The sequence below is a fragment of the Rhodococcus sp. G6(2025) genome (genome assembly GCF_058628105.1).
Window position 1 is genome coordinate 421,242 of the sequence record NZ_CP179750.1, and the last position, 22,575, is coordinate 443,816.

At 68.4% G+C, this 22,575-nt stretch carries 12 protein-coding genes; 5 read left to right on the forward strand and 7 right to left on the reverse strand.

The features are described from left to right. The first annotated feature begins 127 nt into the window (after positions 1–127). The 3 genes from fadD32 (at position 128) to ACLIVD_RS02140 (ending at position 8,605) form a co-directional block, all read left to right on the forward strand. Positions 128–2,023, forward strand: a complete 1,896-nt coding sequence (gene fadD32 / locus ACLIVD_RS02130) for a long-chain-fatty-acid--AMP ligase FadD32 (protein ID WP_025431657.1) — start codon at positions 128–130, stop codon at positions 2,021–2,023. 73 nt (positions 2,024–2,096) lie between these two features. Next, positions 2,097–7,064 (forward strand): polyketide synthase Pks13, encoded by a 4,968-nt coding sequence (pks13, locus tag ACLIVD_RS02135; protein WP_491932837.1) that lies wholly within the window; start codon positions 2,097–2,099, stop codon positions 7,062–7,064. Continuing rightward, positions 7,061–8,605, forward strand: a complete 1,545-nt coding sequence (locus ACLIVD_RS02140; RefSeq protein WP_491931862.1) for an acyl-CoA carboxylase subunit beta — start codon at positions 7,061–7,063, stop codon at positions 8,603–8,605. Before pks13 ends, ACLIVD_RS02140 begins: the two co-directional genes overlap by 4 nt. Before the next feature lie 5 nt (positions 8,606–8,610). Here the strand turns inward: ACLIVD_RS02140 and ACLIVD_RS02145 are convergent, their stop codons facing one another. The 4 genes from ACLIVD_RS02145 to ACLIVD_RS02160 all read right to left on the reverse strand — a co-directional run bounded on the left by ACLIVD_RS02145 (position 8,611) and on the right by ACLIVD_RS02160 (position 16,755). Next, the gene (locus ACLIVD_RS02145) at positions 8,611–9,585 is read right to left on the reverse strand and encodes a hypothetical protein (RefSeq protein WP_491931863.1); all 975 of its coding nucleotides are present in this window, start codon (positions 9,583–9,585) and stop codon (positions 8,611–8,613) included. Between the two features lie 223 nt (positions 9,586–9,808). Then, the gene (locus ACLIVD_RS02150) at positions 9,809–13,132 is read right to left on the reverse strand and encodes an arabinosyltransferase domain-containing protein (RefSeq protein WP_280781872.1); all 3,324 of its coding nucleotides are present in this window, start codon (positions 13,130–13,132) and stop codon (positions 9,809–9,811) included. 66 nt (positions 13,133–13,198) lie between these two features. Further along, positions 13,199–16,435 (reverse strand): arabinosyltransferase domain-containing protein, encoded by a 3,237-nt coding sequence (locus tag ACLIVD_RS02155; RefSeq protein WP_491931864.1) that lies wholly within the window; start codon positions 16,433–16,435, stop codon positions 13,199–13,201. Between the two features lie 59 nt (positions 16,436–16,494). Further along, positions 16,495–16,755 (reverse strand): helix-turn-helix domain-containing protein, encoded by a 261-nt coding sequence (locus ACLIVD_RS02160; protein ID WP_005572349.1) that lies wholly within the window; start codon positions 16,753–16,755, stop codon positions 16,495–16,497. A gap of 54 nt (positions 16,756–16,809) precedes the next feature. Between ACLIVD_RS02160 and map the strand changes: the two genes are divergently transcribed. Continuing rightward, positions 16,810–17,574, forward strand: coding sequence for a type I methionyl aminopeptidase (gene map / locus ACLIVD_RS02165; RefSeq protein WP_283332645.1), 765 nt, complete (start codon positions 16,810–16,812; stop codon positions 17,572–17,574). A 7-nt stretch (positions 17,575–17,581) separates the two neighbouring features. Here the strand turns inward: map and ACLIVD_RS02170 are convergent, their stop codons facing one another. Continuing rightward, positions 17,582–19,372: a glycosyl transferase gene (locus ACLIVD_RS02170; RefSeq protein ID WP_491931865.1), complete on the reverse strand. Its 1,791-nt coding sequence runs from the start codon at positions 19,370–19,372 to the stop codon at positions 17,582–17,584. Between the two features lie 214 nt (positions 19,373–19,586). On the opposite strand from ACLIVD_RS02170, the gene ACLIVD_RS02175 reads away from it, so the two are divergent. Continuing rightward, complete coding sequence (locus ACLIVD_RS02175) at positions 19,587–20,288, forward strand: MspA family porin (RefSeq protein ID WP_280781868.1); 702 nt, start codon at positions 19,587–19,589, stop codon at positions 20,286–20,288. Here ACLIVD_RS02175 and ACLIVD_RS02180 read toward each other — a convergent pair. Both ACLIVD_RS02180 and ACLIVD_RS02185 read right to left on the reverse strand, forming a co-directional pair. Beyond that, positions 20,285–20,560 carry a hypothetical protein gene (locus ACLIVD_RS02180; RefSeq protein WP_491931866.1) on the reverse strand — a complete coding sequence of 92 codons (276 nt, stop codon included), beginning with the start codon at positions 20,558–20,560 and terminating at the stop codon, positions 20,285–20,287. The two genes, ACLIVD_RS02175 and ACLIVD_RS02180, sit on opposite strands and share 4 nt — an antisense overlap. 111 nt (positions 20,561–20,671) lie before the next feature. Next, positions 20,672–22,564: a galactan 5-O-arabinofuranosyltransferase gene (locus ACLIVD_RS02185; protein ID WP_283353595.1), complete on the reverse strand. Its 1,893-nt coding sequence runs from the start codon at positions 22,562–22,564 to the stop codon at positions 20,672–20,674. Positions 22,565–22,575 lie beyond the last annotated feature (11 nt).

Consider the following 22,575-nt stretch of genomic DNA (forward strand, 5'->3'; position numbering starts at 1 on the left):
AACTTATTCGGGTGAGTGGCGTGTTACGTCATTCCCCACGAGTTGTACAAGATCCGATTCGGCGAAGGAAGTCTGGGGCGCAGTCATGCCGGTGGCATGCCTGTGTGATCGCTTCGGAGGAGATGGAATGAACGCGAAGTTCGATGATTTTATCGACGAGAAGGGCCATATCAGGCTCGACTCGGGAAGCACGCTGGTCGACTACGTCCAGCGGCACACCCGGGAGAACTCGGACGAGCTGGCATACCGCTACATCGACTATTCGCGGGACAGAGACGGCGAAGCACAGGAGCTGACCTGGGAACAGTTCGGCCACCGCCTGCGCGCCGTCGCGGCTCGCCTCCAGCAGGTCACCAAGCCCGGCGACCGTGTCGCAGTCCTGGCGCCGCAGGGTCTCGACTACGTCATCTCCTTCTTCGCCGCCATCCACGCCGGAACGATTTCGGTGCCGCTGTTCGACCCCGACGAACCCGGCCACACCGACCGTCTGCACGCCGTCCTCGGTGACTGCACGCCCGCCGCCATCCTCACGGCCACCTCCTCCGCCGCGGGTGTTCGACAGTTCTTCCGGTCCCTCCCCGCCGCCCAGCGCCCCCGCATCATCGCCGTCGACGCCATCCCCGACAGCGTCGGCGAGTCCTGGGTGCGCCCCGAGATCGATCTCGACGACATCGCGTACCTGCAGTACACGTCCGGTTCCACCCGTGTGCCCGCCGGTGTGGAGATCACGCACCGCGCCGTCGGCACCAACGCGCTGCAGATGGTCGACTCCATCGAGCTCACCGAGAACTCGCGCGGCGTCACGTGGCTGCCGCTGTTCCACGACATGGGTCTGCTGACCGTCATCCTGCCCGCCCTGGGCGGCAAGTACATCACCATCATGAGCCCGCGCGCGTTCGTGCAGCGGCCGTACCGGTGGATCAAGGAACTGGCAGCGGTCTCCGACGGTGCGGGCACGTTCGCGGCCGCACCCAACTTCGCGTTCGAGCACGCGGCCGCCCGCGGTCTGCCGAAGAACGGTGAGAGCCTCGACCTGAGCAACGTGATCGGTCTCATCAACGGCAGCGAGCCGGTCACCACGTCGTCGATGCGCAAGTTCAACGAGGCGTTCGCGCCGTACGGCCTGCCGAAGACGGCGATCAAGCCCTCGTACGGGATGGCCGAGGCCACCCTGTTCGTGTCCTCCACCCGGCACTCGGACGAGGCCCGCGTCATCTACGTCGACCGCGACGAGCTCAACGCCGGTCGCGTCGTGAAGGTGGACCAGGACGCCGAGAACGCCATCCCGCAGGTGTCGTGCGGCTACGTCGCCCGCAGCCAGTGGGCCGCCATCGTCGACCCGGAGTCGCGGATCGAGCAGCCCGACGACCGGGTCGGAGAGATCTGGCTGCACGGCGAGAACATCGGGATCGGCTACTGGGGTCGCACCGACGAGACCGCCGAGACGTTCCACAACAAGCTCACCAACCGGCTCGCCGAGGGCAGCCACGCGGAGGGCACGCCCGAGGACGCCAACTGGATGCGGACCGGCGACTACGGCGTCTACATCGACGGCGAGCTGTTCATCACGGGCCGCGTCAAGGACCTCGTGATCGTCGACGGCCGCAACCACTACCCGCAGGACCTCGAGTACTCGGCGCAGGAGGCGAGCACCGCGCTCCGCCCCGGCTTCGTCGCCGCATTCGCGGTCCCGGCCAACCAGCTGCCCGCCGTCGTGTTCGAGAACACACATTCGGGTCTGAACTATGACGCGGGCGACTCCTCAGAGCAGCTCGTGATCGTCGCCGAGCGCGCACCGGGTGCGGGCAAGGCCGACCCCCAGCCGATCGCCGACACGGTGCGGGCGGCGTTGTCGAGCAGGCACGGGGTCACCGCGCGCGACATCCTGCTGGTGCCCGCGGGCTCGATTCCTCGTACGTCGAGCGGCAAGATCGCCCGCCGCGCGTGCAAGGCGAGCTACATCGAAGGCACCCTGCGCGGCGGATACACGCAGACGGCCTTCCCCGATAGCGTTTCCGAATAGTCCACTTCCTGACGGGTAGCTTGGTGAGTTGATGGCTGAAAAAGATGATGACCGGACCAGCAGCACAGGTGACATGACGGTCGCGCAGCTGCGCGAGTGGCTGCGTAACTGGATTGCCGACGCAACCGGGCAACCGGTCGGTCAGATCACCGACGACCGTCCGATGGAAGAGTTCGGTCTGTCGTCTCGCGACGCCGTCGCGCTCAGCGGCGAGATCGAGGAACTGGTCGGCGTCACGCTCACCGCGACCGTCGCCTACCAGCACCCCACCATCGCGTCGCTGGCCACCCGCATCATCGAGGGCGAACCCGAGCAGCTCGACGACTCCGCGGACGCCGCGTACTACGCGTCGGCGCCGACGTCGGATGCGCACGACATCGCGATCGTGGGCTTGGCCTCCCGTTTCCCCGGCGCGGGTAAGACTCCTGCCGAGATGTGGCAGATGCTCGCGGAGGGCCGCGATGGCATCTCCGACCTGCCCGAGGGTCGCTGGGAGGAGTTCACCTCCGACCCGCAGATCAAGGCGGCCGTCGAGAAGGCCAACACGCAGGGTGGCTACCTCGACGACGTGAAGACCTTCGATGCGGAGTTCTTCGCGATGTCCCCGCTGGAGGTCGCGAACGTCGACCCGCAGCAGCGCCTCGCGATGGAACTGACGTGGGAGGCACTCGAGCACGCTCGCATCCCGGCCAGCGACCTCAAGGGTGAGCAGGTCGGTGTGTTCATCGGCAGCTCGGCCAACGACTACCAGCTGCTCGCGGTCAGCGACCCCGTCCACGCGCACCCGTATGCGCTGACCGGTACGTCGACGTCGATCGTCGCCAACCGGGTTTCCTACTTCTACGACTTCCGCGGGCCGTCCATCGCCCTCGACACGGCGTGCTCGTCGTCGCTCGTCGCGGTGCACCAGGCGGTGCGCTCGCTGCGGTCCGGTGAGTCGGATCTCGCGCTCGCCGGCGGCGTGAACATGCTCGTGGCGCCGCCCGCCACGCTGGGCTTCGACCAGCTGGGTGTGATGGCCCCCAACGGCCGCATCAAGGCGTTCTCCTCCGACGCCGACGGCATGATTCGCGCCGAGGGCGGCGGTCTCGTGGTCCTGAAGCGTCTCGAGGACGCGGAGCGGGACGGCGACGAGATCCTCGCCGTCATCGCCGGCAGCGCGGTCAACCAGGACGGCCGCTCCAACGGTCTCGCGGCGCCGAACCCGGATGCGCAGGCCGACGTCCTGCGTCACGCCTACCGGGACGCGGGCATCAACCCGGCCGGCGTCGACTACATCGAGGCGCACGGCACCGGCACCATCCTCGGCGACCCCATCGAGGCGGATGCGCTCGGACGCGTCGTGGGGCGTGGACGCGCCGACGACCAGCCCGCGCTGCTCGGCTCTGCCAAGACCAACTTCGGTCACCTCGAGGCAGCCGCAGGCGCCGCAGGCCTGATCAAGGTCGTGCTGTCGATGCAGGAAGACACCCTGCCGCCGACGCTGAACTTCGCCGGACCCAACCCGTACATCGCGTTCGACAAGGCGCACCTGCAGGTCATTCCCGAGGGTGCGGCGTGGCCGCGCTACACGGGCACGGCCGTCGCCGGTGTGTCCGGCTTCGGGTTCGGTGGCACCAACGCGCACGTCGTCGTGCGTGAGTACACCGGGCCTGCCGCCGACGACGCGGCCGAGGTCACCGAGCCCGCTGTTCCCGCCGAGGAATCGGTGGCCGAGGCCGTCGAGCCGACGGTCGTTCTCGCGGTGTCGGGTGCGCTGCCGTCGCGTCGTCGCCGTGCCGCCGCGGATCTGGCCGACTGGCTGGAGACCGAAGAGGGCAGCACCACTCCGCTCGCCGACGTCGCGCGCTCTCTCGCCCGCCGCAACCACGGACGCTCGCGTGCCGTCGTCCTGGCGAAGACTCGCTCCGAGGCCGTCACCGGGCTCCGCGCCATCGCCGCCGGAAAGCCGGGGCAGGGTGTGTTCTCGGCGGATTCGCCGTCGTCGAAGGGCGCCGTCTGGGTCCTGTCGGGCTTCGGTTCGCAGCACCGCAAGATGGCCAAGCAGCTCTACCTGGAGAACCCGGTCTTCGCGGCCGCCATCGACGAGGTCGACGCGCTGATCGAGGACGAGGCCGGCTACTCCATGAAGGAGAAGTTCCTCGACGACGCGATCGACTACGACGTCGAGACCTCCCAGGTCGGCATCTTCACCATCCAGATCGGTCTGGCGGCCCTGCTGCGTCACCACGGCGCCGAGCCCGAGGCCGTGGTCGGACACTCGATGGGTGAGGCTGCTGCCGCGTACATCTCGGGTGGTCTGCCGCTCGAGGACGCGGTGCGGGTCATCTGCGCCCGGTCCCGCCTCATGGGTGAGGCCGAGGCCACGCTCGAGGGCGACGACATCCGCCTGATGGCGCTCGTCGAGTACAGCGCGTCCGAGATCGAGACCGTCCTCACCGACTTCCCGCACCTCGAGGTCTGCGTGTACGCGGCCCCGACGCACACCGTGATCGGTGGCCCCGAGCCTGAGGTCAACGCCATCGTCGCGCGCGCCGAGGGCGAGGAGAAGATGGCCCGCGTCCTCAAGACGAAGGGCGCCAGCCACACCTCCCAGGTCGATCCACTGCTGGGTGAGTTGGCCGCGGAACTGGCGGGCATCGAGCCGACCAAGCTGAAGCTGGGCGTGTACTCGTCGGTCGACCAGGACACGTACTACCGCGCCGGCCACGAGCCGATCCACCGCGAGGAGTACTGGACCAAGGGTCTGCGCCACAGCGTGTACTTCACCAACGCCGTCCGCCTCGCCGTGGGCAGCGGGCACACCACGTTCGTGGAGCTGGCGCCCAACCCGGTGGCCCTGATGTCCGTCGCCGCCACCGCGTTCGACGCCGGTCTGCACGACATGCAGCTCATCCAGACGCTCAAGCGCAAGGAGGACGAGCCGCTCGGTGTCCTCGCCGCGCTCGCGCAGCTGTACGTGCACGGGCACGCCGTCGACCTGTCGTCGCTGCTCCCCGAGGGCGACTTCGCGTCCGTTCCGCGCACCGCGTGGATCCGGAAGCCGTACTGGGTGGAGACCCGCATCGATTCCAGCGGCAACACCCGCGTCCCCGGTGCGCACGTGTCGCTGCCCGACGGCCGCCACGTGTGGGAGGTCCAGGCCGGCGCGGTCACCGACCTGCCCGCATTGGTCACCGCCGCCGCGTCGCAGGTGCTGTCGGACGTGACGCTCGCCGCGTCCGTTCTGCACGCCCACGCTCCGGCGGAGGGAACGCTCACCACCACGCTCAACCCGCATCCGGGTGGCGCGTCGCTGCAGGTGCACGCGAAGAGCGGCCCGAGTTTCACGCTGCTGTTCGATGCCGCCGTCACGTCCGGTGAGGCGCTTCCCGAACCCGTCGTCGCGCCGCCGGTGCAGTCGACCTCCCCGGTGGAGGAGCTGCCCGAGGTCGTCGAGGATATCGGCGAGAAGTGGGACCCCAACGGTTCGCAGACCCTCGAAGACCGTCTGGCGCTGATCGTCGCCGAGTCCATGGGCTACGCCCCGGAAGACCTGCCCGCCGAGATCCCGCTCATCGAGTTGGGCCTCGACTCGCTGATGGCCGTCCGCATCAAGAATCGCGTCGAGTACGAGTTCGACATCCCGCAGCTGCAGCTTCAGGCGGTCCGCGACGCGAATCTGATGGAGGTCGGCAAGTACCTGCGCTACGCGGTCGAGAACCGCGAAGAGGTGCAGGCGCTGGCGGACAAGCAGAAGGCCGAGAAGGAGGCGGAGGAGGCCGCGGAGGCCGACCGTGACTTGGAGGCCGACCGTGAATCGGAGGCTTCCGGCTCCCCGCTCGACGCCGAGGACACGTCCGTGGAGGCCGAGGCCGAGGCGATCCTCGCCACTACCCCGGTGCCGGCGACGGCCGCGGCTCCCGAGACGGCCCCCGTGGACAGCAAGGAGGCGTTCGCCGACGCGACCGGTTCCGACGTTCCGCCGCGCGATGCCGCCGAGCGTCTGACGTTCGCCACGTGGGCCGTCGTCACCGGCGAGTCCGCCAAGGGCATCTTCAACACGCTGCCGATCCTGAACGACGAGACGGCCGAGAAGCTGGCGGCGCGGTTGTCGGAACGCGCGAACGGTGAAATCACGTTCGACGACGTCCTCGACTCCACCACCATCGAGGAACTGGCTAACGTGGTGCGTGGATTCCTCGAGGATTCCGGCAAGATCGACGGGCTGGTCCGCGCGCTGCGGCCTCGCCCGGAAGGATCCGACGCCGTCCCCGTGTTCGTGTTCCACCCGGCCGGTGGTTCGACCGTCGCGTACGAGCCGCTGCTGAAGCGTCTGCCCGAGGGCACGCCGATGTACGGGTTCGAGCGCACCGAGGGTCCGATCGAGGTCCGGGCGGCGGAGTACCTGCCGCTGATCCGCGAGATCCAGGGTGACGGACCGTACGTGCTGTACGGCTGGTCGCTGGGCGGTGTGCTGGCCTACGCGGTGGCGAAGCTGCTGCGTGAGTCGGGCGCCGACGTCCGGATCGTCGGCCTGATCGACACGGTCATGGCCGGTGAGAAGGTCGAGGACACCCCGGACGAGATCCGTAAGCGCTGGCAGCGGTACGCCGCGTTCGCGAAGAAGACGTACAACGTGGACTACCCGCTGCCGTACGACAAACTCGCCGCGGCAGAGAGCGACGAAGAGCAGATCAAGATCCTGACGGAACTGCTCAAGCTGAGTGGCACGAAGATTCCGGGCGGAATCATCGAGCACCAGCGCACGTCGTGGCTCGACAACCGGGCCATCCAGACCGCCGAGCTCGAGCAGTACGACGGCGACGTCGTCCTGTACATGGCCGACCGCTACCACGACGACGTGATGAACCTGGAGCCCGCGTTCAAGACCCGGAAGCCGGACGGCGGCTGGGGCGACGCGGTGAAGAACCTGGAGATCATCCACGTGGGCGGCGATCACATCCAGATCGTCGACGAGCCGTACATCGCGAAGGTCGGTGCCGACCTCACCAAGAAGCTGGCGGCGATCCAGGCCGCCGGAACCGGAGCGCATCAGTGACCACCACCACCGCAGAGAAGCTTGCCGAACTGCGCGAAAAGCTTGAAACGGCAAAGGAACCCGCGGGCGAACAGGCTATCGCCAAGCGCGCGAAGAAGGGCATCCCGAGCGCGCGCGAACGCATCGACATGCTGCTCGACCGGGGAAGTTTCATCGAGGTCGGCGGCCTGATGCGCCAGCCCGGTGATCCGGGTGCCCTGTACAGCGACGGCGTGGTCACCGGCCACGGAACCGTCGAGGGACGCCCGGTCGCGGTGTTCTCGCACGATCAGACCGTGTTCGGCGGTTCCGTCGGCGAGATGTTCGGCCGCAAGGTCGCCGCGATCATGGAGTTCGCCGCCAAGATCGGCTGCCCCTGCGTCGGCATCAACGACTCCGGTGGAGCGCGGGTGCAGGATGCGGTGACGTCGCTGGCCTGGTACGCGGAGCTCGGCCGTCGGCAGGAACCGCTGTCGGGTATGTGCCCACAGATCTCGATGATCCTCGGCAAGTGCGCGGGCGGTGCGGTGTACGCGCCGATCAACACCGACGTCCTGGTGGCCACCGAGGAGTCGTACATGTTCGTCACCGGACCCGACGTGGTCCGGAAGATCACCGGCGAGGACGTCAGTCTCGAAGAACTCGGCGGCGCCCGGAACCAGGCCCAGTACGGCAACCTGCACCATGTGGCGGCCGACGAGAAGGCCGCGTTCGAGTGGGTGCGCAAGTACCTCAGCTTCCTGCCGTCGAGTTGCATGGAGAAGCCGCCGGTGGTCAACCCGGGTCTGGAACCGGAGATCACGGACTCCGACCGCGACCTCGACACGTTCATCCCGGACGCCGACAACGCCGGCTACGACATGCACGACATCCTGCTGCGGATATTCGACGACGGTGAGTTCCACGAGATCGGCGGGCAGGTGGCGCTGAACATCATCACCGGCTTCGCCCGCGTGGACGGGCGCACGGTCGGCGTGATCGCCAACCAGCCGCTGGTCGCGGCGGGCGCGCTGGACGCCCAGGCCTCGGACAAGGCCGCGCATTTCATCCGCATCTGCGACGCCTTCGACATCCCGCTGGTGTTCGCGGTCGACACGCCCGGGTTCCTTCCCGGCCTCGAACAGGAGCGGATCGGCGTCATCAAGCGTGGCGGCCGGTTCATCTTCGCGTTCGTGACGGCGACGGTCCCGAAGGTGACCGTCGTGATCCGCAAGGCGTACGGCGGCGCGTACGCCGTCATGGGCTCGAAGCAGCTGGGCGCCGACATCAACTTCGCGTGGCCGACCGCCCGCATCGCGGTGATGGGCGCGGAGGGTGCTGTCGACCTCATCGGGCGCAGGCAGATCGAGGCCGCGGGTGAGAACGCTCCCGCCGTCCGCAGGCAGCTGATCAACTTCTACAACGAGAACATCGCGACGCCGTACATCGCGGCGGAGCGTGGCTACATCGACGCCGTCATCGAGCCCGCCACCACCCGGCTCGAGATTCGCAAGGCGCTGACGATGCTGCGCGACAAGAAGGTGCAGCGCAACCCGCGCAAGCACGATCTGATGCCTCTGTAGGTGACTCATGCCGACCGCAGCTTCGGTTCGGTGTGGACGAACACCGGCGGCCGCGGGCGCGACGCCGCGAGCGTGTGCGCCGCGCGGAGGTCCGCGAGCACCGTCGCCGGGTCGGCCTGAATCTGCTTCGGCAGGTGCGTCACGACGATGATGCCCTCGCGCTGCATGCGCGCCCGCCGCCTCATCGTCGCCTCGTGGAGTTCGGGCGAGAAGTGGTACTTCAGCGAGTCGATCTCCCAGGCGACGGCGACATCGTCCAGCCAGCCGTCGGGACGTGCGATCCACAGCCCGGCAGCGGACAGGACGTCCACGTTGTGCCGCATCGGCGGAAGACCACTCGTCGCATACACCTTCTGCGCGTGGACCTCGGCGACGGAATGCGCGTCGTCGCTCAGTTCACGCAGGACCGCGCGGGGCAGGCGGCTTCCGCGGTCGCTGCCGTGCGCGAGTTCACGAACGAGTTCGTCGACGGTCACGTCGCCGCGCTGGATGCCGCCGGCGAGGAGCGCCCGGCAGCTGTCGGCCTGAAGCGTGCGACGTCCGGCGTCCAGGAGGCTGCGCGCCGGGGGAGCGAGGCGCAGGAGCCCCCGGTGGACCGGTGAGGGCATGCGCCACGTCCGCTCGACCTTCACGTACGCCCAGTCCCGACGGTGCCGGGTGGACGGGATGAGCAGCAGCACGTAGTTCCGGGCCGCCGACGACGTGTAGCCGAACGCGGCGAGCGCGGCGTGACCCGACAGCAGCGCGTCCGGACCGCCGTATTCGAGCGCCGCCAGATTGCGCTGCAGCGTCGTCGGCGGCCCGTTGTGCAGCAGGACCACGCCGGGGAGGATCCGCTGCCAGGGACCGCCGTCGGTGCAGCGTGCGGAGATGGTGCCCTTCGCGACCCCCAGCCGTTCCAGGGTGGCCGCGCGGATCACACCGTCGCGGCTGACGGCGGCTATCGCAGAGAGATCTTCGGCCCAGGTTCCTCGTCGCATGGGTCCGAGCATGCCGCGGGCGAATCGGACCGTCGCCGGAAAGCCCACGTCGGAAATTGCCCTGTGGATGGACGGAAGGTTGTGGACAACTCCGCGGGCGGCGGAGCTGTCTCGCCGTTTCGGACCACCCGGCGCGGCGCCCGATGTGACATTCGTTCAGTCAGAGTGAACGAATGTCACATCGGGCGACGCAAGCAGGGCAGGCGCAGGCAGGCAGGCAGGTCTACGGGCTGCTGTACACCCGCAGGGTGCCCGGCTTCCACAGTCCGGAGCGGGTGGCGGTCTCGGTGTCGACCGTGGCCGCGGTGGCGTCCGGGTAATACCGGTCGAAGCGCTCGAGGGAGCCCCAGTCGCGGCCCCAGTCGTCCCGCATGTAGGTGGGGATGGCCGTGGCGCTGGCGAGCAGTTCGGTGAAGCCGAGGGGGCCACCGTTCTCCGGGGACTGCCAGGTGTCGGTGGAGCTGACGGCCAGCGGGCGGTCGGGGAGGATGCGGTAGTTCGGCATCTCCGCGACACCGTACTGGTGGTCGAACGGACGCTGGCACGGGAACTGCAGCCCGACGGCCCAGTCCAGCAGCACCGGCTGTGAGCTGCCGATCGTCGAGTTGAGGGTCTCGAGCTTCGGAACCCGCGGCGGGGTGAAGGCCAGCCACTGGTCACCGGTGAGGTTGGGATCGTTGGCGACGATCCGAACGGAGTCGGCGTCGGGGGACAGTTCGCTGATCGGGACGCGCAGGTTGCGCCACGACGGTGCGGGACCGATGTCCTTGGGCAGGTAGGTGCCCTGGGCCTGCACGGTGCCGTCGGGCTGACGCTTGCCGTATTCGAGGAGCAGTGACTGACCGTAGGTGAGGGCGCCGGTCGAGTCGACCGACCAGATGCGGCCCGCGGCGGACATGACGATCAGCGGGGCGTCGTCGCTGCGCTCGGGGAGTGCGTACCAGCTGGACGACAGCGTCGCCGGTTCCTGCACGCCTTCCTGGTAGCTGCCCATGACGGGTGTGGTGCCGGGGTCGAGTCCGAACGGCAGCTTGGCGGTACTGCCGTTGACGCCGACGTTGCCGGTGCCGCCGCTGGTTCCGGCGCTCGATCCGGTCTCGAAGCTGGGCCCGACGCTCTGGTTGTCGGTGTTGCCCATGCCCTGCTTGACCTCGACGTAGTCGGCGGTCAGGTCGGACGGCACCCCGTTGGGGGAGAAGCCGACGGGATCGGCTCCGCCGAGCGGGTCGGCGGGGTTCGCCAGCGGCTGCGCGGGATCGTTGATGGGTGTGAGGTTTCCGCCGTTGGTGTCGCCTTCGACGAGGACGTCCTCGGCGAGTCCGCACGTCTGCCCGGTGAGGGAGTCGAAGTTCGAGCGTGCCAGCGAGTACGCCGGGTACTGGGAGACGGCGCCCTTGAGGAGCGAGAGGACCTCGAACAGCACCATGATGCCGGCGATGACGGTGAGCGGGGCGGCCGCGAATTTTCTGATCCGCCTGCCCTTCTCGGTGTTGGCGCGGGCGGGTGGCGCCGCGAATCCCTCACGCAGGTACTGCCAGGCGGCCAGCGCGACGGCCAGCGCGAACAGGACGAGGAAGAACGTGTTGGACTGGCGGCCGCCGATGGAGACGGTCTTGTCGAACCACGGCACCCCGTAACTCGAGACGTACCAGTAGCCGTTGATGCCCGCGAACGTCAGGGCCAGCATGAGGAGCAGGCCGGCGAGGAAGATCGTGCGGTTGCGGCGCGACCGCAGCGCGGACGCCGACACCGCGACGGCGGTGAGTGCGGCCAGGGAACCGGCGATGCCCGCGTACGCCCCGAAGTGGTGGGTCCACTTGGTGGGGTTGAACATCATGAAGAAGATCGTGCCGAACACGACACCGAGCAGACGCCACGACGGTCCGGTGGCGGCGCCGGGGATCCGCTTGCGGCGCAACAGGATGAACAGCGTCGTCAGCAGACACAGAATCATCGTCAGGAACGCGAAACGACGAGCCACGGAACCGTCGACGGTCGGGACGAAGAGGTAGTAGTAGCGCAGGAAGTCCTTGTACCACTCGAGGTTCGGGCCGATCAGGGTGCGGACCCGGGTGGCCTCCATCACCGCGGCGACGGTCTGGTCGGCGAACACGACCACCAGGACGATCGTGCCCGCGGCCGCGATCGGAGCCAGCAGTGGCAGTGTCCCCACCTGGCGGTGGCGCTTGACGACGATCCGGACGAGCGGACGTGCGCCGGCGAGCAGGGCGGCCACACACATCAGTCCCGTCGGGGCGGCCGCGAGCGTGAACGCGCCGATCAGGACGGCGACAGCCGCGGGGAGGAGACGTCCGGTCGCGATGGAACGCTCGATGGAGCACCACGTGAGCAGGGCGCCGAGCGCCACGATGGGCTCGGGCCGCAGGCCGTTGTTGTAGGGCAGCCAGAACGCGAGGAAGACGAGTCCGCCGGTCCACAGCGCGACCTTGTTGCGCCGGACGGACCGGCCGAGGCGCGGAGCGACCTCCCGGCTGATCACCATCCAGCACAGGATGCCGGCGATGAGGGCGGGCAGTCGCATGAACGGGCTGGCCGTCGAGATCTTCGCCATCGCGGCCAGGACGTCGTAGTACCAGCCGAACGGCGCCTCGGGGACACCGAACCAGCGGAAGTAGTTGGCCATGTAGCCGGCGTGGTCGGAGACCCGGGCCATGGTGAGCAGGTAGCCGTCGTCGGACGTGTTGGCGCCGATGAAGTGCCACAGCACCAGCGTGCCCACGACGATCGTGTCGAGTCCGGTGAACTTCCACCAGTGCGACGGCAGGAAGTTGCGGTGCCCGCGCCCGTCCGTGCCGTCGAGGCGGCCGAGGGCGACCAGGGCGACGGCCGTGGCGAGGAGGGCCACGATCATGGCGACGAGCTTGATCAGCGTGGGGCTCGACGAGAACCGGGAGTCGACGTTCATCGTGAACGACAGGCCTGCCGGCGCCGCCCCGTCACGGAGGTCGCTGAACACGCCCACCACCTGCGGGCGGAGGTCGCCGGTGAGGGAACCGGCGATCGGGTCACCGGTCGGAGTGGTCAGACCCACGAACTCGGCGGACGTCGCGTCGATGTTCGACGTGATGCGGATCTCGGTGCAGGCGCCCGACTGCACCTGTTCGCGCGGCGCCGTCGCGATGGTGACGTTGCGGTCGAGCACGTCGACGGACCTGTCCGATACCCGCACGAACATCGCATTCAGTGCCGCACCCTCGCCCTGTGCGGGGGCGGTGGCCAGCAGGATTCCGCCCTGCGGGGGGAGCCCGGCCACGGCGGAACACGGGATCGCCGCCGACAGGTCGACCGGGACCTGCGACATCAGCGGTGCCTCGAGGTCGCCGACGACGCCGTTCTCCGGCCAGTTCACCGCTGCGGTGGTCTGTTGCACCGGCATGAACGGGGTGGCCACTGCCAGCACGAACCCGATGAGTCCGGTGACGATGGCGATCAGACGAGCGGTCCGGTATTCACTCCGCCGGTCCTGGCGAGCAGGTGGCGAAGTGGATTCGGCGTCGGAGACGGAAGTTGTCAGAGCGTCGGGCACGGTTGTCGATGGTATGTCAGGAACCTGAGTAGGCATATTGCCGCCTACCAGAGGGTAGGGACACTTCTAGTAGTAACGCACCGGTCCGGCCGACCAGGTACCAGACCTGGTCACCTGTTCGGATTCGACCCGCGCGGGCGTCGCCGACTCGTCGAGCGGTGTGTACCGCTCGAGCGAGCCCCAGTCGCGGTCCCAGTCGTTGGACAGGTAGGTGGCCAGGGTGCTCGCCGACAACAGCTGGTCGGTCCAGCCCAGCGGGCCGCCGCCGAACTTGTCCTGCCAGGCATTGGTGGACTCGGCGCCGATGCGGTCGGGGAGAACACGCCACTGCGGGACCTCGGCGACGCCGTAGCGGTGGTCGAAGGGCCGCTGGCAGGGGAAAGCGAGCCCGACGGCCCAGTCGAGGAGCACGGGGTCGCTGGAGCCGACGACGGTCTGCAGGGTCTGCATCGTCGGCACCCGGGGCGGTGTGACCGCCAGCCACTGGCCGGGGTCGGTATCCGGGTCGTCCGCGACGAGCCGGACCGTGTTCGCCTCGGCGGGCAGCTGGTCGAGTGGCACGCGCAGGTTGCGCCACGACGGGGACGGTCCGATGTCGATCGGGTCGACGGTGCCGAGCGCGGTGACGGACCCGTCGGGGCCGGTGACCCCGTACTCGACCTTCAGACTCTGACCGGGGGTGACGACGCCGTCCGCGTCGACCGACCGGATGCGCCCGGCGGCCGAGAGGGTGAGGATCGGTGCGTCGTCGCTGCGGTCGGGCAGCCCGTACCAGCCGGTGGTGAGGGAGGCGGGTGTCTGCTCCCCGCCCGGCTGGTAGCTGCCGAGGACCGGGGTCCGGGCGGGGTCGAGGCCGAACGGCAGCGTGACGGTGCTGCCGTTGACGCCGGCGGTGGCCTCGGTGCCGCCACCGGTGCCGGAGCTGGTGCCCGTCGTCGTCTCGTCGGTCTCCGTGTCGACGGTGTTGGCGCCGCCGGTGGCGATCTTCTCGGAGTCGGCGGTGAGGTCGTCGGCGATGCCGTTGCGGGTGAAGCCCTCCGCGGACGTCGTGCCGAACGCGCCTGCGCCGTTCGGGTCGGTGACCGGGGTGAGCGGCTGCAGCAGTGCGGCGGTGGGGTCGGTCTCGACGAGGACCTCGTCGGCGAGCGCGCACGAGTTGCCGGTCACCGACTCGATGTTGGCCTTCGCGATGGAGTACCCGGGGTACTGCGCGACAGCACCCTTCACCAGCGACAGCACCTCGAACAGGACGACGGCACCGGCCGCGACGGTCAGCGGCGACGGCGCCAGCATCCGGGCACGTTTGCCGTTGGGTTTCTTGCCGCTCTCGTACGGTTCTCGGACGTGGTACCAGGCGGCGAGGAGCAGCGTCAGGACCGTGAGGCCCAGGAACAGCGTGGAGAAGCCCTTGCCCGCGATCATCGGCGGCTTGTCCCACCACGGGACGCCGTAGCTGGACACGTACCACCAGCCGTTGGAGCTGGTGAACGCGACCGCGAGGATGAACAGGACACCCGCGGCGAACAGGGTGCGGTTCCGTTTGGAGCGGATGCTCGCGGCTCCCACCCCGACCGCGGCGAGCACCGCGACGGAGCCGGCGAGACCCGCGTACACACCGAAGTGGTGGGTCCATTTGGTGGGCGTGAACATCATCAGCAGCAGCGACGCGAACACGATGCCGAGGATGCGGCGGGACGGTCCGATCGCGGTCCCGGGCACCTTCCCCTTGCGCAGGATCAGCATCACGCAGACCACGACGCACAGCAGCATCACGAACACGCCGAACCGGCGGGCCAGCGAGCCGTCCGGCGAGATCCCCATGAGCGAATCCCAGCGCAGCCGCTCGTCGAACCAGGCCACGTTGGGGCCGAGGGCGGTGCGGACCCGCGTCGACTCGAGCACCGTCGCCAATGTCTGATCCGCGAAGACGGCCACCATCACGACGGTTCCCGCGGCGAGGATCGGCAGGATCTGGGACGCGAATCCCACCCGGTGGCCGCGCGCGATGACGATCTGCAGGATCGGCCGCGCACCGGCGATCAGGGCGGCGATGCAGATCAGGCCCGACGGTCCGGCCGCGAGGGAGAACGCGGCGATGAGCACGGCGACGGCACCGGGGAGGAGTCGTCCGGTGGCGATGGCGCGCTCGATGGAACACCACGTGAGGAGGGCGCCGAGCGCGATGACCGGTTCGGGACGCAGCCCGTTGTCGTACGGCAACCAGAACGCCAGGAAGACCAGTCCGCCGGTCCAGAGGGCAGTTCTGTTGCGCCGCACGGCCACACCGAGGCGGGGAATGACCTCCCGGCTGATCACCATCCAGCAGAGCAGGGCGGCGAGGAGCGTCGGCAGTCGCATCCACATGCTCGCCGTGCTCACCTTCGCCAGCGCCGCGAGGAGTTCGTACGACCACCCGAACGGCGCCTCGGGGACACCGAACCAGCGGAAGTAGTTGGCCATGTAGCCGGAATGCTCCGACACCCGCGCCATGCCGAGGAGATAACCGTCGTCGGAGGTGTTGGCGCCGACCACATGCCACAGCAGCAGCGTCCCGATCACCACGGCGTCGACACCGGTGAACTTCCACCAGTGCGCGGGCAGGAAGCGGCGCGCGCGGCGACCGTCGATGCCGTCCACACGGTGCAACGCGTACAGCGACGTCAGTGTTGCGAGGACGCACACGATCATCGCCAGCAGTTTGAGCAGGGTGGGGCTGGACGAGAATCGGGAGTCCGGGTGGACGTGCACGTTCAAACCTGCCGGCGCCGCCCCCTGCAGGTCGGTGAACAGGCCGACCATCTGCGGGCGCTGGTCGCCCTCGACGGAACCGGCGAGGGGTTCGGCGGTGCCCGTGATCTCCGCCGACGTCCGCTGGTGGTCGGACGTGACGGTGAGGGCGGTGCAGCCCTGGACATCCGCGGCGTCCGCCGAGATCAGGGAGATGCCGCGAATCGTGACGTCGACCGTGCCGCCGGCGCCGCCCTTCACCACGAGGCCGTTCTTCTCGAAGTCGGGCGCGCGATTCGGGAGGGTGGAGACGACGGTGCCGCCGTCGGGTCCGAGTTGCGTGAACACCGAGCACGGCACGGTCACCTGCATGTCCAGCGGTGTGTACGAGACGAGTGGCGCCTCGACGCTGTTCACGGTGCCGTCCTGCGGCCAGTCGATCGACGCGGCGTCCTGCTTCACCGGGAGGAACGGGGTGGCCAGCGCGAGCACGAACCCGATCAGGCCGGTGACGATCGCGACGAGCCGGGAAGTGCGGATGGTCCGAAGGTCAGGCGGCGGGGGTTGGGACGGCACAGGACGATGTTAGGCGATGGTGGCTCCGCCACCCGTGAGTACTTGTTAACGCGCGGCGGTTAAGAAGTACTCACGGGACCGAAGGTCACGACCGCGGCGACGTCGTCGAGGGAGAGGTCCAGAACCCGGGCGACCGCGGCGATCGTGAAGAACGCGGGTGTGGCGATGCGTCCGGTCTCGATCTTGCGCAGGGTTTCGACGGAGATGCCCGCGTCGAGTGCGACCGTGACCATGCTCATGTCTCCCCGCGCGGATCGCAGCAGCTCACCCAGCCTCTGCCCGCGTTCGAGTTCCTCTGCTGTCAACGGCACACGCACCATGTGCCATATAGTAATACCGGTATAGAAATTGGATCCCGACGTGGAGGGTGAGCCGTGGTCGAGTTGAAGTCGGCGGCCGAGGTGCAGGCGATGCGCGCGGCGGGCCGGGTGGTGGCCGACGCCCTGGCCGCAGTGCGCGAGGCGGCCGCGATCGGGGTGACACTTCAGGGCCTCGATGCGGTGGCCGCGACGGTGATCCGCGACGCGGGGGCGGAGCCCGTGTTCCTGAACTATCACCCGAACTGGGCGCCCAGCCCGTTTCCCGGGGTCATCTGCGCGAGCGTGAACGATGCGGTGGTGCACGGCATTCCCGGCGAGTACCGACTCCGCGACGGTGACCTCGTCAGCATCGACTGCGGCGCCAGGCTCGCCGGCTGGTGCGGGGACGCCGCCGTGAGTTTCGTCGTGGGAACGGCCGACCCGGCCGACATCGCCCTCGTCGAGGCCACCGAAGCCGCTCTCGCGCACGGTATTGCGGCCGCCCGGCCGGGAAAACGGTTGGGAGACATCGGTGCCGCCATCGGACTGTTCGCGCGCGGCGCGGGGTACGGCATGCTCGCCGACCACGGCGGGCACGGCATCGGCAGGCAGATGCACGAAGATCCGCACGTGCCCAACGAGGGTCGCGTCGGGAAGGGGATGCTGTTGCGTCCCGGGATGGTGATCGCGATCGAACCCATGCTCATCGCCGACGGCACCGACGACTACCGGCACGAGGCCGACGGCTGGACGCTCCGCACGGCGACGGGCGCCCGTGCCGCGCACAGCGAGCACACCGTCGCCATCGGTGAGGACGGACCGGAAGTGTTGACGCGGTAGAACTTTCCTACGTCAGTGCTCGCACGTCCCACACCCACACGCCGTCGACCGGCTTCGCGGGTGCCCCGACGAGCTGCTGGACCGTTTCGCGCAGAACGCGATCGTTCTGGGTGTGCGGCAGGACCAGGACGTCGGCGTTCCAGAATTTCAGGTCCGCCAGTGCCTGGGCTTTCGTGGCCTCGTCGATGGCAGGCACCTGGCCGGACGACTGCGCGGACGCGAGCAGTAGGGCGGTGGGGCGGTCGTCGGGACCGTACTTACCCCTGTCCTCGCTGCCGGCCGGGCCGACGAAATACCCACCGGCGATGGGGAATGCGAGATCCTGCTCGGTCTGCCAGCGCAGCATCCGCGCGTTCTCCGGGGAGGGAAGCGGCACCGTGACGACGGAGCCGTCGGTGACGTACTCCCGCCACGTGCCGTCGGTGAAGAAGCTCGGTGCGGTATCGCGTTGGACGACGGCGAGCGGCGTGGGCGCCAGCGGAAGCAGCGCCACCGCGAGCCAGCCGACCCACAGCAGGGTGGTGGTCCGCTGGCCCTCTCGGGCGGACGCCAGGGCGCGGTCGGTGCCCAGCGCGAGCAGCAGGGCGGCGGCGGGCAGGCAGCCCATCGCGAAGCGCGATTCGAGTACGGATTCGAGGAGCGGCAGGTGTGAGATCAGCTTCCACGGCAGGGGAATTCCGGTGTCCCAGCCACCGATCGTCAGCGAAGTTCCGAGCGACAGGACGCCCATCACTGCGACGGTCGCGGCCGCGGCGCGAGCCAGCGGCATGCGCCACAGCCACAGGGCCGACAGGCCGAGGAGGATCAGCAGGGGCCAGCCGAAATACGCGTTCTCCTCGGTGGCGTTCATGCTGAACTCGGCGGACCCGGGCTCGCCTGCCAGCGAGGACGTCGGAAAGCTGGTGAACGCTTCGGTGTCGTTGCCGACGGGGCCGTGTTCGATCGCCCGGTAGCTGTCGGGCCCGAAGAACTGCCACCACAGGGGCACGGCGGCGATGGCCAGCGCGACGCCGCCGGCAATCGCGAAACCCTTGATGCTGCGCGTGACCGCCGCGAATGCCGCGCGCGGACGCGACGCCGCGAAGGCGGCACCGAAAACCGCGAACGCCAGCGCGTAGATCAGCAGGGGTTCTTCGCCGAGGAAGATCTGATAGGCGATCAGCAAGCCGAGGACGATGCCGTCGCGCACCGGGCGCGCACCGCTGCCCAGCCTGATCACGGCCAGCGCGATGAAGGGCAACAGGAACAGGGCGACGAAGTTGGGGTGCCCGTTGGTGTGCGAGATCAGGGCGGGGGCGAAACCGCACAGACCACCGCCGACGGCGGCCGCGAGTCGCGACGACACGACATGCCGCGAAAACACCCAATACCAGGCAATTGCCGTGCCCGACAGGCCAAGTGTGAGCGCGAGAGTGAAGGTGACGTTCGGTCCGAACAACAGCGTGACCGGCGCCAGCGGAATGCTGATGCCGAACATCGCCGTGTTGCCCATGAGATTGACGCCCAGCGGGTAGTTCTGCAGGTCGCTGGAGAGCGGATTGTCCAGATGGACCAGTGAGCGTGCGGCGACCGCGAAGAACCACTCCCACATCGTCTGGTCCTGGCCGCTGCGCACCAGATAGCCGGTCCCGAGGTGTTTCCACTGGCGGGCCAACACGAATGCCGCGAGGCCGACGTAGAAGACGACCGCCGCGACATCGGCCGGGTGCGGCCGGAGACGGGAGCGGAGAGGGCGAGCAGTGGTGCTGGTGCTCTCTGCCTGCCGAGTGGTCTCGACCTGGGTGAGTATCTCAGTCACGCAGCTGCGCCTCCGGTTCTCGGGTCGATGTCAATCGACCGAGGGTACCGGAGGTCGCTGAGAGCTTCCTTGGTTGCGATCTCGTGATTGTTGCGTGTATCACATCAAGTTGATTTGTGAACTTCTGATCAATACAGGGATATTCTCCTGCCCCACTGGTTACGCTCAGCATGCTTTTTCGTATCGGTTGCAGTGCACTCTGAATGGGGTCGGCATGACGGACATCAGCACATCTCGATTTGGGTACAAACGGTTTACACGCTCGGTGGCAGTCGCTGGCATCGCCGCGCTCGCCATGGTCATGGGCAATGGCACCGCGTCGGCCGGCGTGGACAATTCCAGTTCCGTGATCGATGCACAGGGAAATCGCATCGAAGTCGTGCAGGGCGACACGCAGTATCAGACAGTTCCGCCGCTGGACGGCGTACCCACCAGCGTGGAGTTCTTCCACAACGGTTACGCCGGGGTCGCCATCACCGGGCCGAACGCGGAAGAGTTCGAGGGAACTCAGCTCACCGTCGGCTATCAGATCGGTTACCCGGTCGCACTGGCCGGCGCGACGATCGTCCTGAACACGCCCGGACTCGGGTTCGCGATCGGGTCGAGCAACGGAATCGACCTGGGACTCCTCCCGGAGCTCTCGCTGGGTCTGAATGCCGGGACGAACGTCGAACTCGCCGGTGACATCATTCCGTCGCAGGAACTCGACATCGACCTGGAGCCCGGTGGAATCACCACCGTTCCGATCCTCGAGGGTCAGGAGTTCGACGGATCGGCCGCTGTGGTCAGGATGCAGGGAGTTCATGGCTCCATCTCCGGTGCTATCGGGCCGGTCACCATCCGTCCGTACGCAATGGCCGTGACGGAGAACGGTGACACCGTGATGACTTACGGTGTGCCGCAGAAGCTCAACTAGGCAGCCCGCCCGACAGGGTGCCTGACAGGGGTCGCCGGACTGATGTCCGGCGACCTTTGTCGACTGACATGGACGACGGCGTCGCCTGTGATCCATACGGCGGCGCCGAGCAAGGCGATTACGAAAAGCACCCAGTGCCCGGCGCAGACACCGACGATCGCTCCGATCGTCACGGCGAGTCCGGCATGCACGACCACCTCACCGCCGGCGGTGCCGAGGAGATAGTCTTCGGCACCGCTATCGGCACGTCGAGGCTCCACTGCATCCGGCATGACCGCTCCTCGCGACGACCCGACAATTCCCCTCGGGGCGCGGGAAATACCCGCCTCCCTGATTGGCTGCGGGGTTCCCGCGAGGTGGCGAGATAAACGTGAACAGACCGATCAGTTTCTTGTGACGACCACGAACGGCCCGGTCTCCGACACCGTGAATCGGGGGTCGTCGAACAGTTCTTTCGGGAACGTGACGGTGTAGCGGCGCACGTTGGGATCGTTGGGATACACGTCCTCGGCGAGCCGCAAGGTGTACCCGTCGGGGCCCTGGCGGAACACGAACGCGTCGGGGGCGCGCCACGGCGCCGCGTCGAGTGCGGTCACCAGCTGGTCGGGCGTCTCGAGTTCGCTCCAGTCCGCGATGGTCCCGGCGCGTCCGGCGAAGTCCGCCAGGGGATTCGAGTAGTGCGACGTCAGCGCCTGGAACCCGAGGTAGGGATAGAAGCTGAGGAAACTGGTGTCGGCGGTGAGGACCACCGTGTCGTCGCGGTCGCGGGGGACCTGCGCCTGGATCAGCTCGTCGACTGCCGCGTAGTGAGCGGCGGCGCCGGGTGGGCGCTGGTCGGCGCGTTCACCGTTGCCGTCGGTGTCGGTGTAGGCGACGGCGATGTCGGAGTCGAGGAACTTGGGGATGTTCTGGACGAACGACAGCGCGCCCAGCACGCCGATCACCAGGACCGCCCCCTTGACCCGCGGGTTGTCGCTGGTCGCGAGCACGAGCCAGCCTGCGAATTCGACGAATCCGAAGACACCTGCCGCGCCGAGCAGGACGATCAGCACAGGCTCGAGTCGGAACGAGAGGAGGGTGCTGCCGAGCACGGTGACCGCCATCGACAGCAGCGACCACAGGTAGATGGCCACCACCCCGACGCCGAGTGCCTGCGCGCGCCGCGACGTCGACGCGCGGGCGACGAGCCAGATGGTGCCGAGCAGGCACAGTGCCCCGGTGAGGGAGAAGTGGATCATCGGCAGTGGCAGATGTGCGCCTGCCTCGGGCAGATAGTGCAGCGCTGTTCCCGACGCCGCGGGCGAACCGCCCACGACCTTCAGCAGATACGGCAACCAGACCGTCAGTGCGAGAAGGCCGGACACGGCGGCGATCACGATCAGCCGGACCAGCGGATCGATCGCCGCCCGCCACGACTTCCGGGCGCGTATCCGCAGGGTCGCGGCGAGCAGTGCGAGCAGGGTGATCGCGAAGGCGGCGAGCCCGAGATACAGCGTGTAGAACGTAGCGGCGAGGCCGAGGAACAGTCCGGTGCCGATCACGGCGCCCCAGCCGCCGCGCCCGTCGACGCGGTTCAGCCCGCCCCAGGCGAGGACGAGTGCGGGACCGATCAGCAGGGTGATGACGGCGCCGTACGGTTCGGGTGATCCGTAGGCCAGGACGAGTGCCGTGGTCGCGAGGGACACGACGATGGCCAGGTCGTGGCGGATCAGGTTGCTCCACAACACCAGTGCCACGACGGCTGCGACGGCGAGCGATCCGATGGCGTATGGCTTGAAGGCTTCCCAGCCGTCCATGCCGAGGAGGTTGGCGACGCGCCCGCCCACCCAGAACCAGCCGGCCGGGTAGTACGGCGGCAGGTCGGCATACGTCATGTCGCGCAACGCCGCCGAGTCGGTCAGCCGGGTGAGGTACTCGGTGCGGAACTCCTGGTCGACGGAGACGCCGTGCAGGTAGAGCTTGGTGGCTGCGAGAGGCAGACCGAGGGTGACGGTCACGAACCCGGACAGGCTCGCCCACGACAGCAGCCGGGCGAACCGCGGGGCCCGGTGCAGTCGTACGAGCAGGACGGACACCGCGATACCGGCGATGGCCACGACCTGGCCGACCGTGGTGACGGCCTGGGTCACGTTGGACGAGTTGAACGCCGGCCACTGCACCCGCGCGAACGCGAACAGTCCGACCGCCGCCACCACTGCGGCCGCGACGGCCCCCAGCAGCATTTCGACAGCTGTCGACAGGGACCGTCGGGCCGGTGCTACGTCTGCTTCCGTCACGAGGGCGAAGC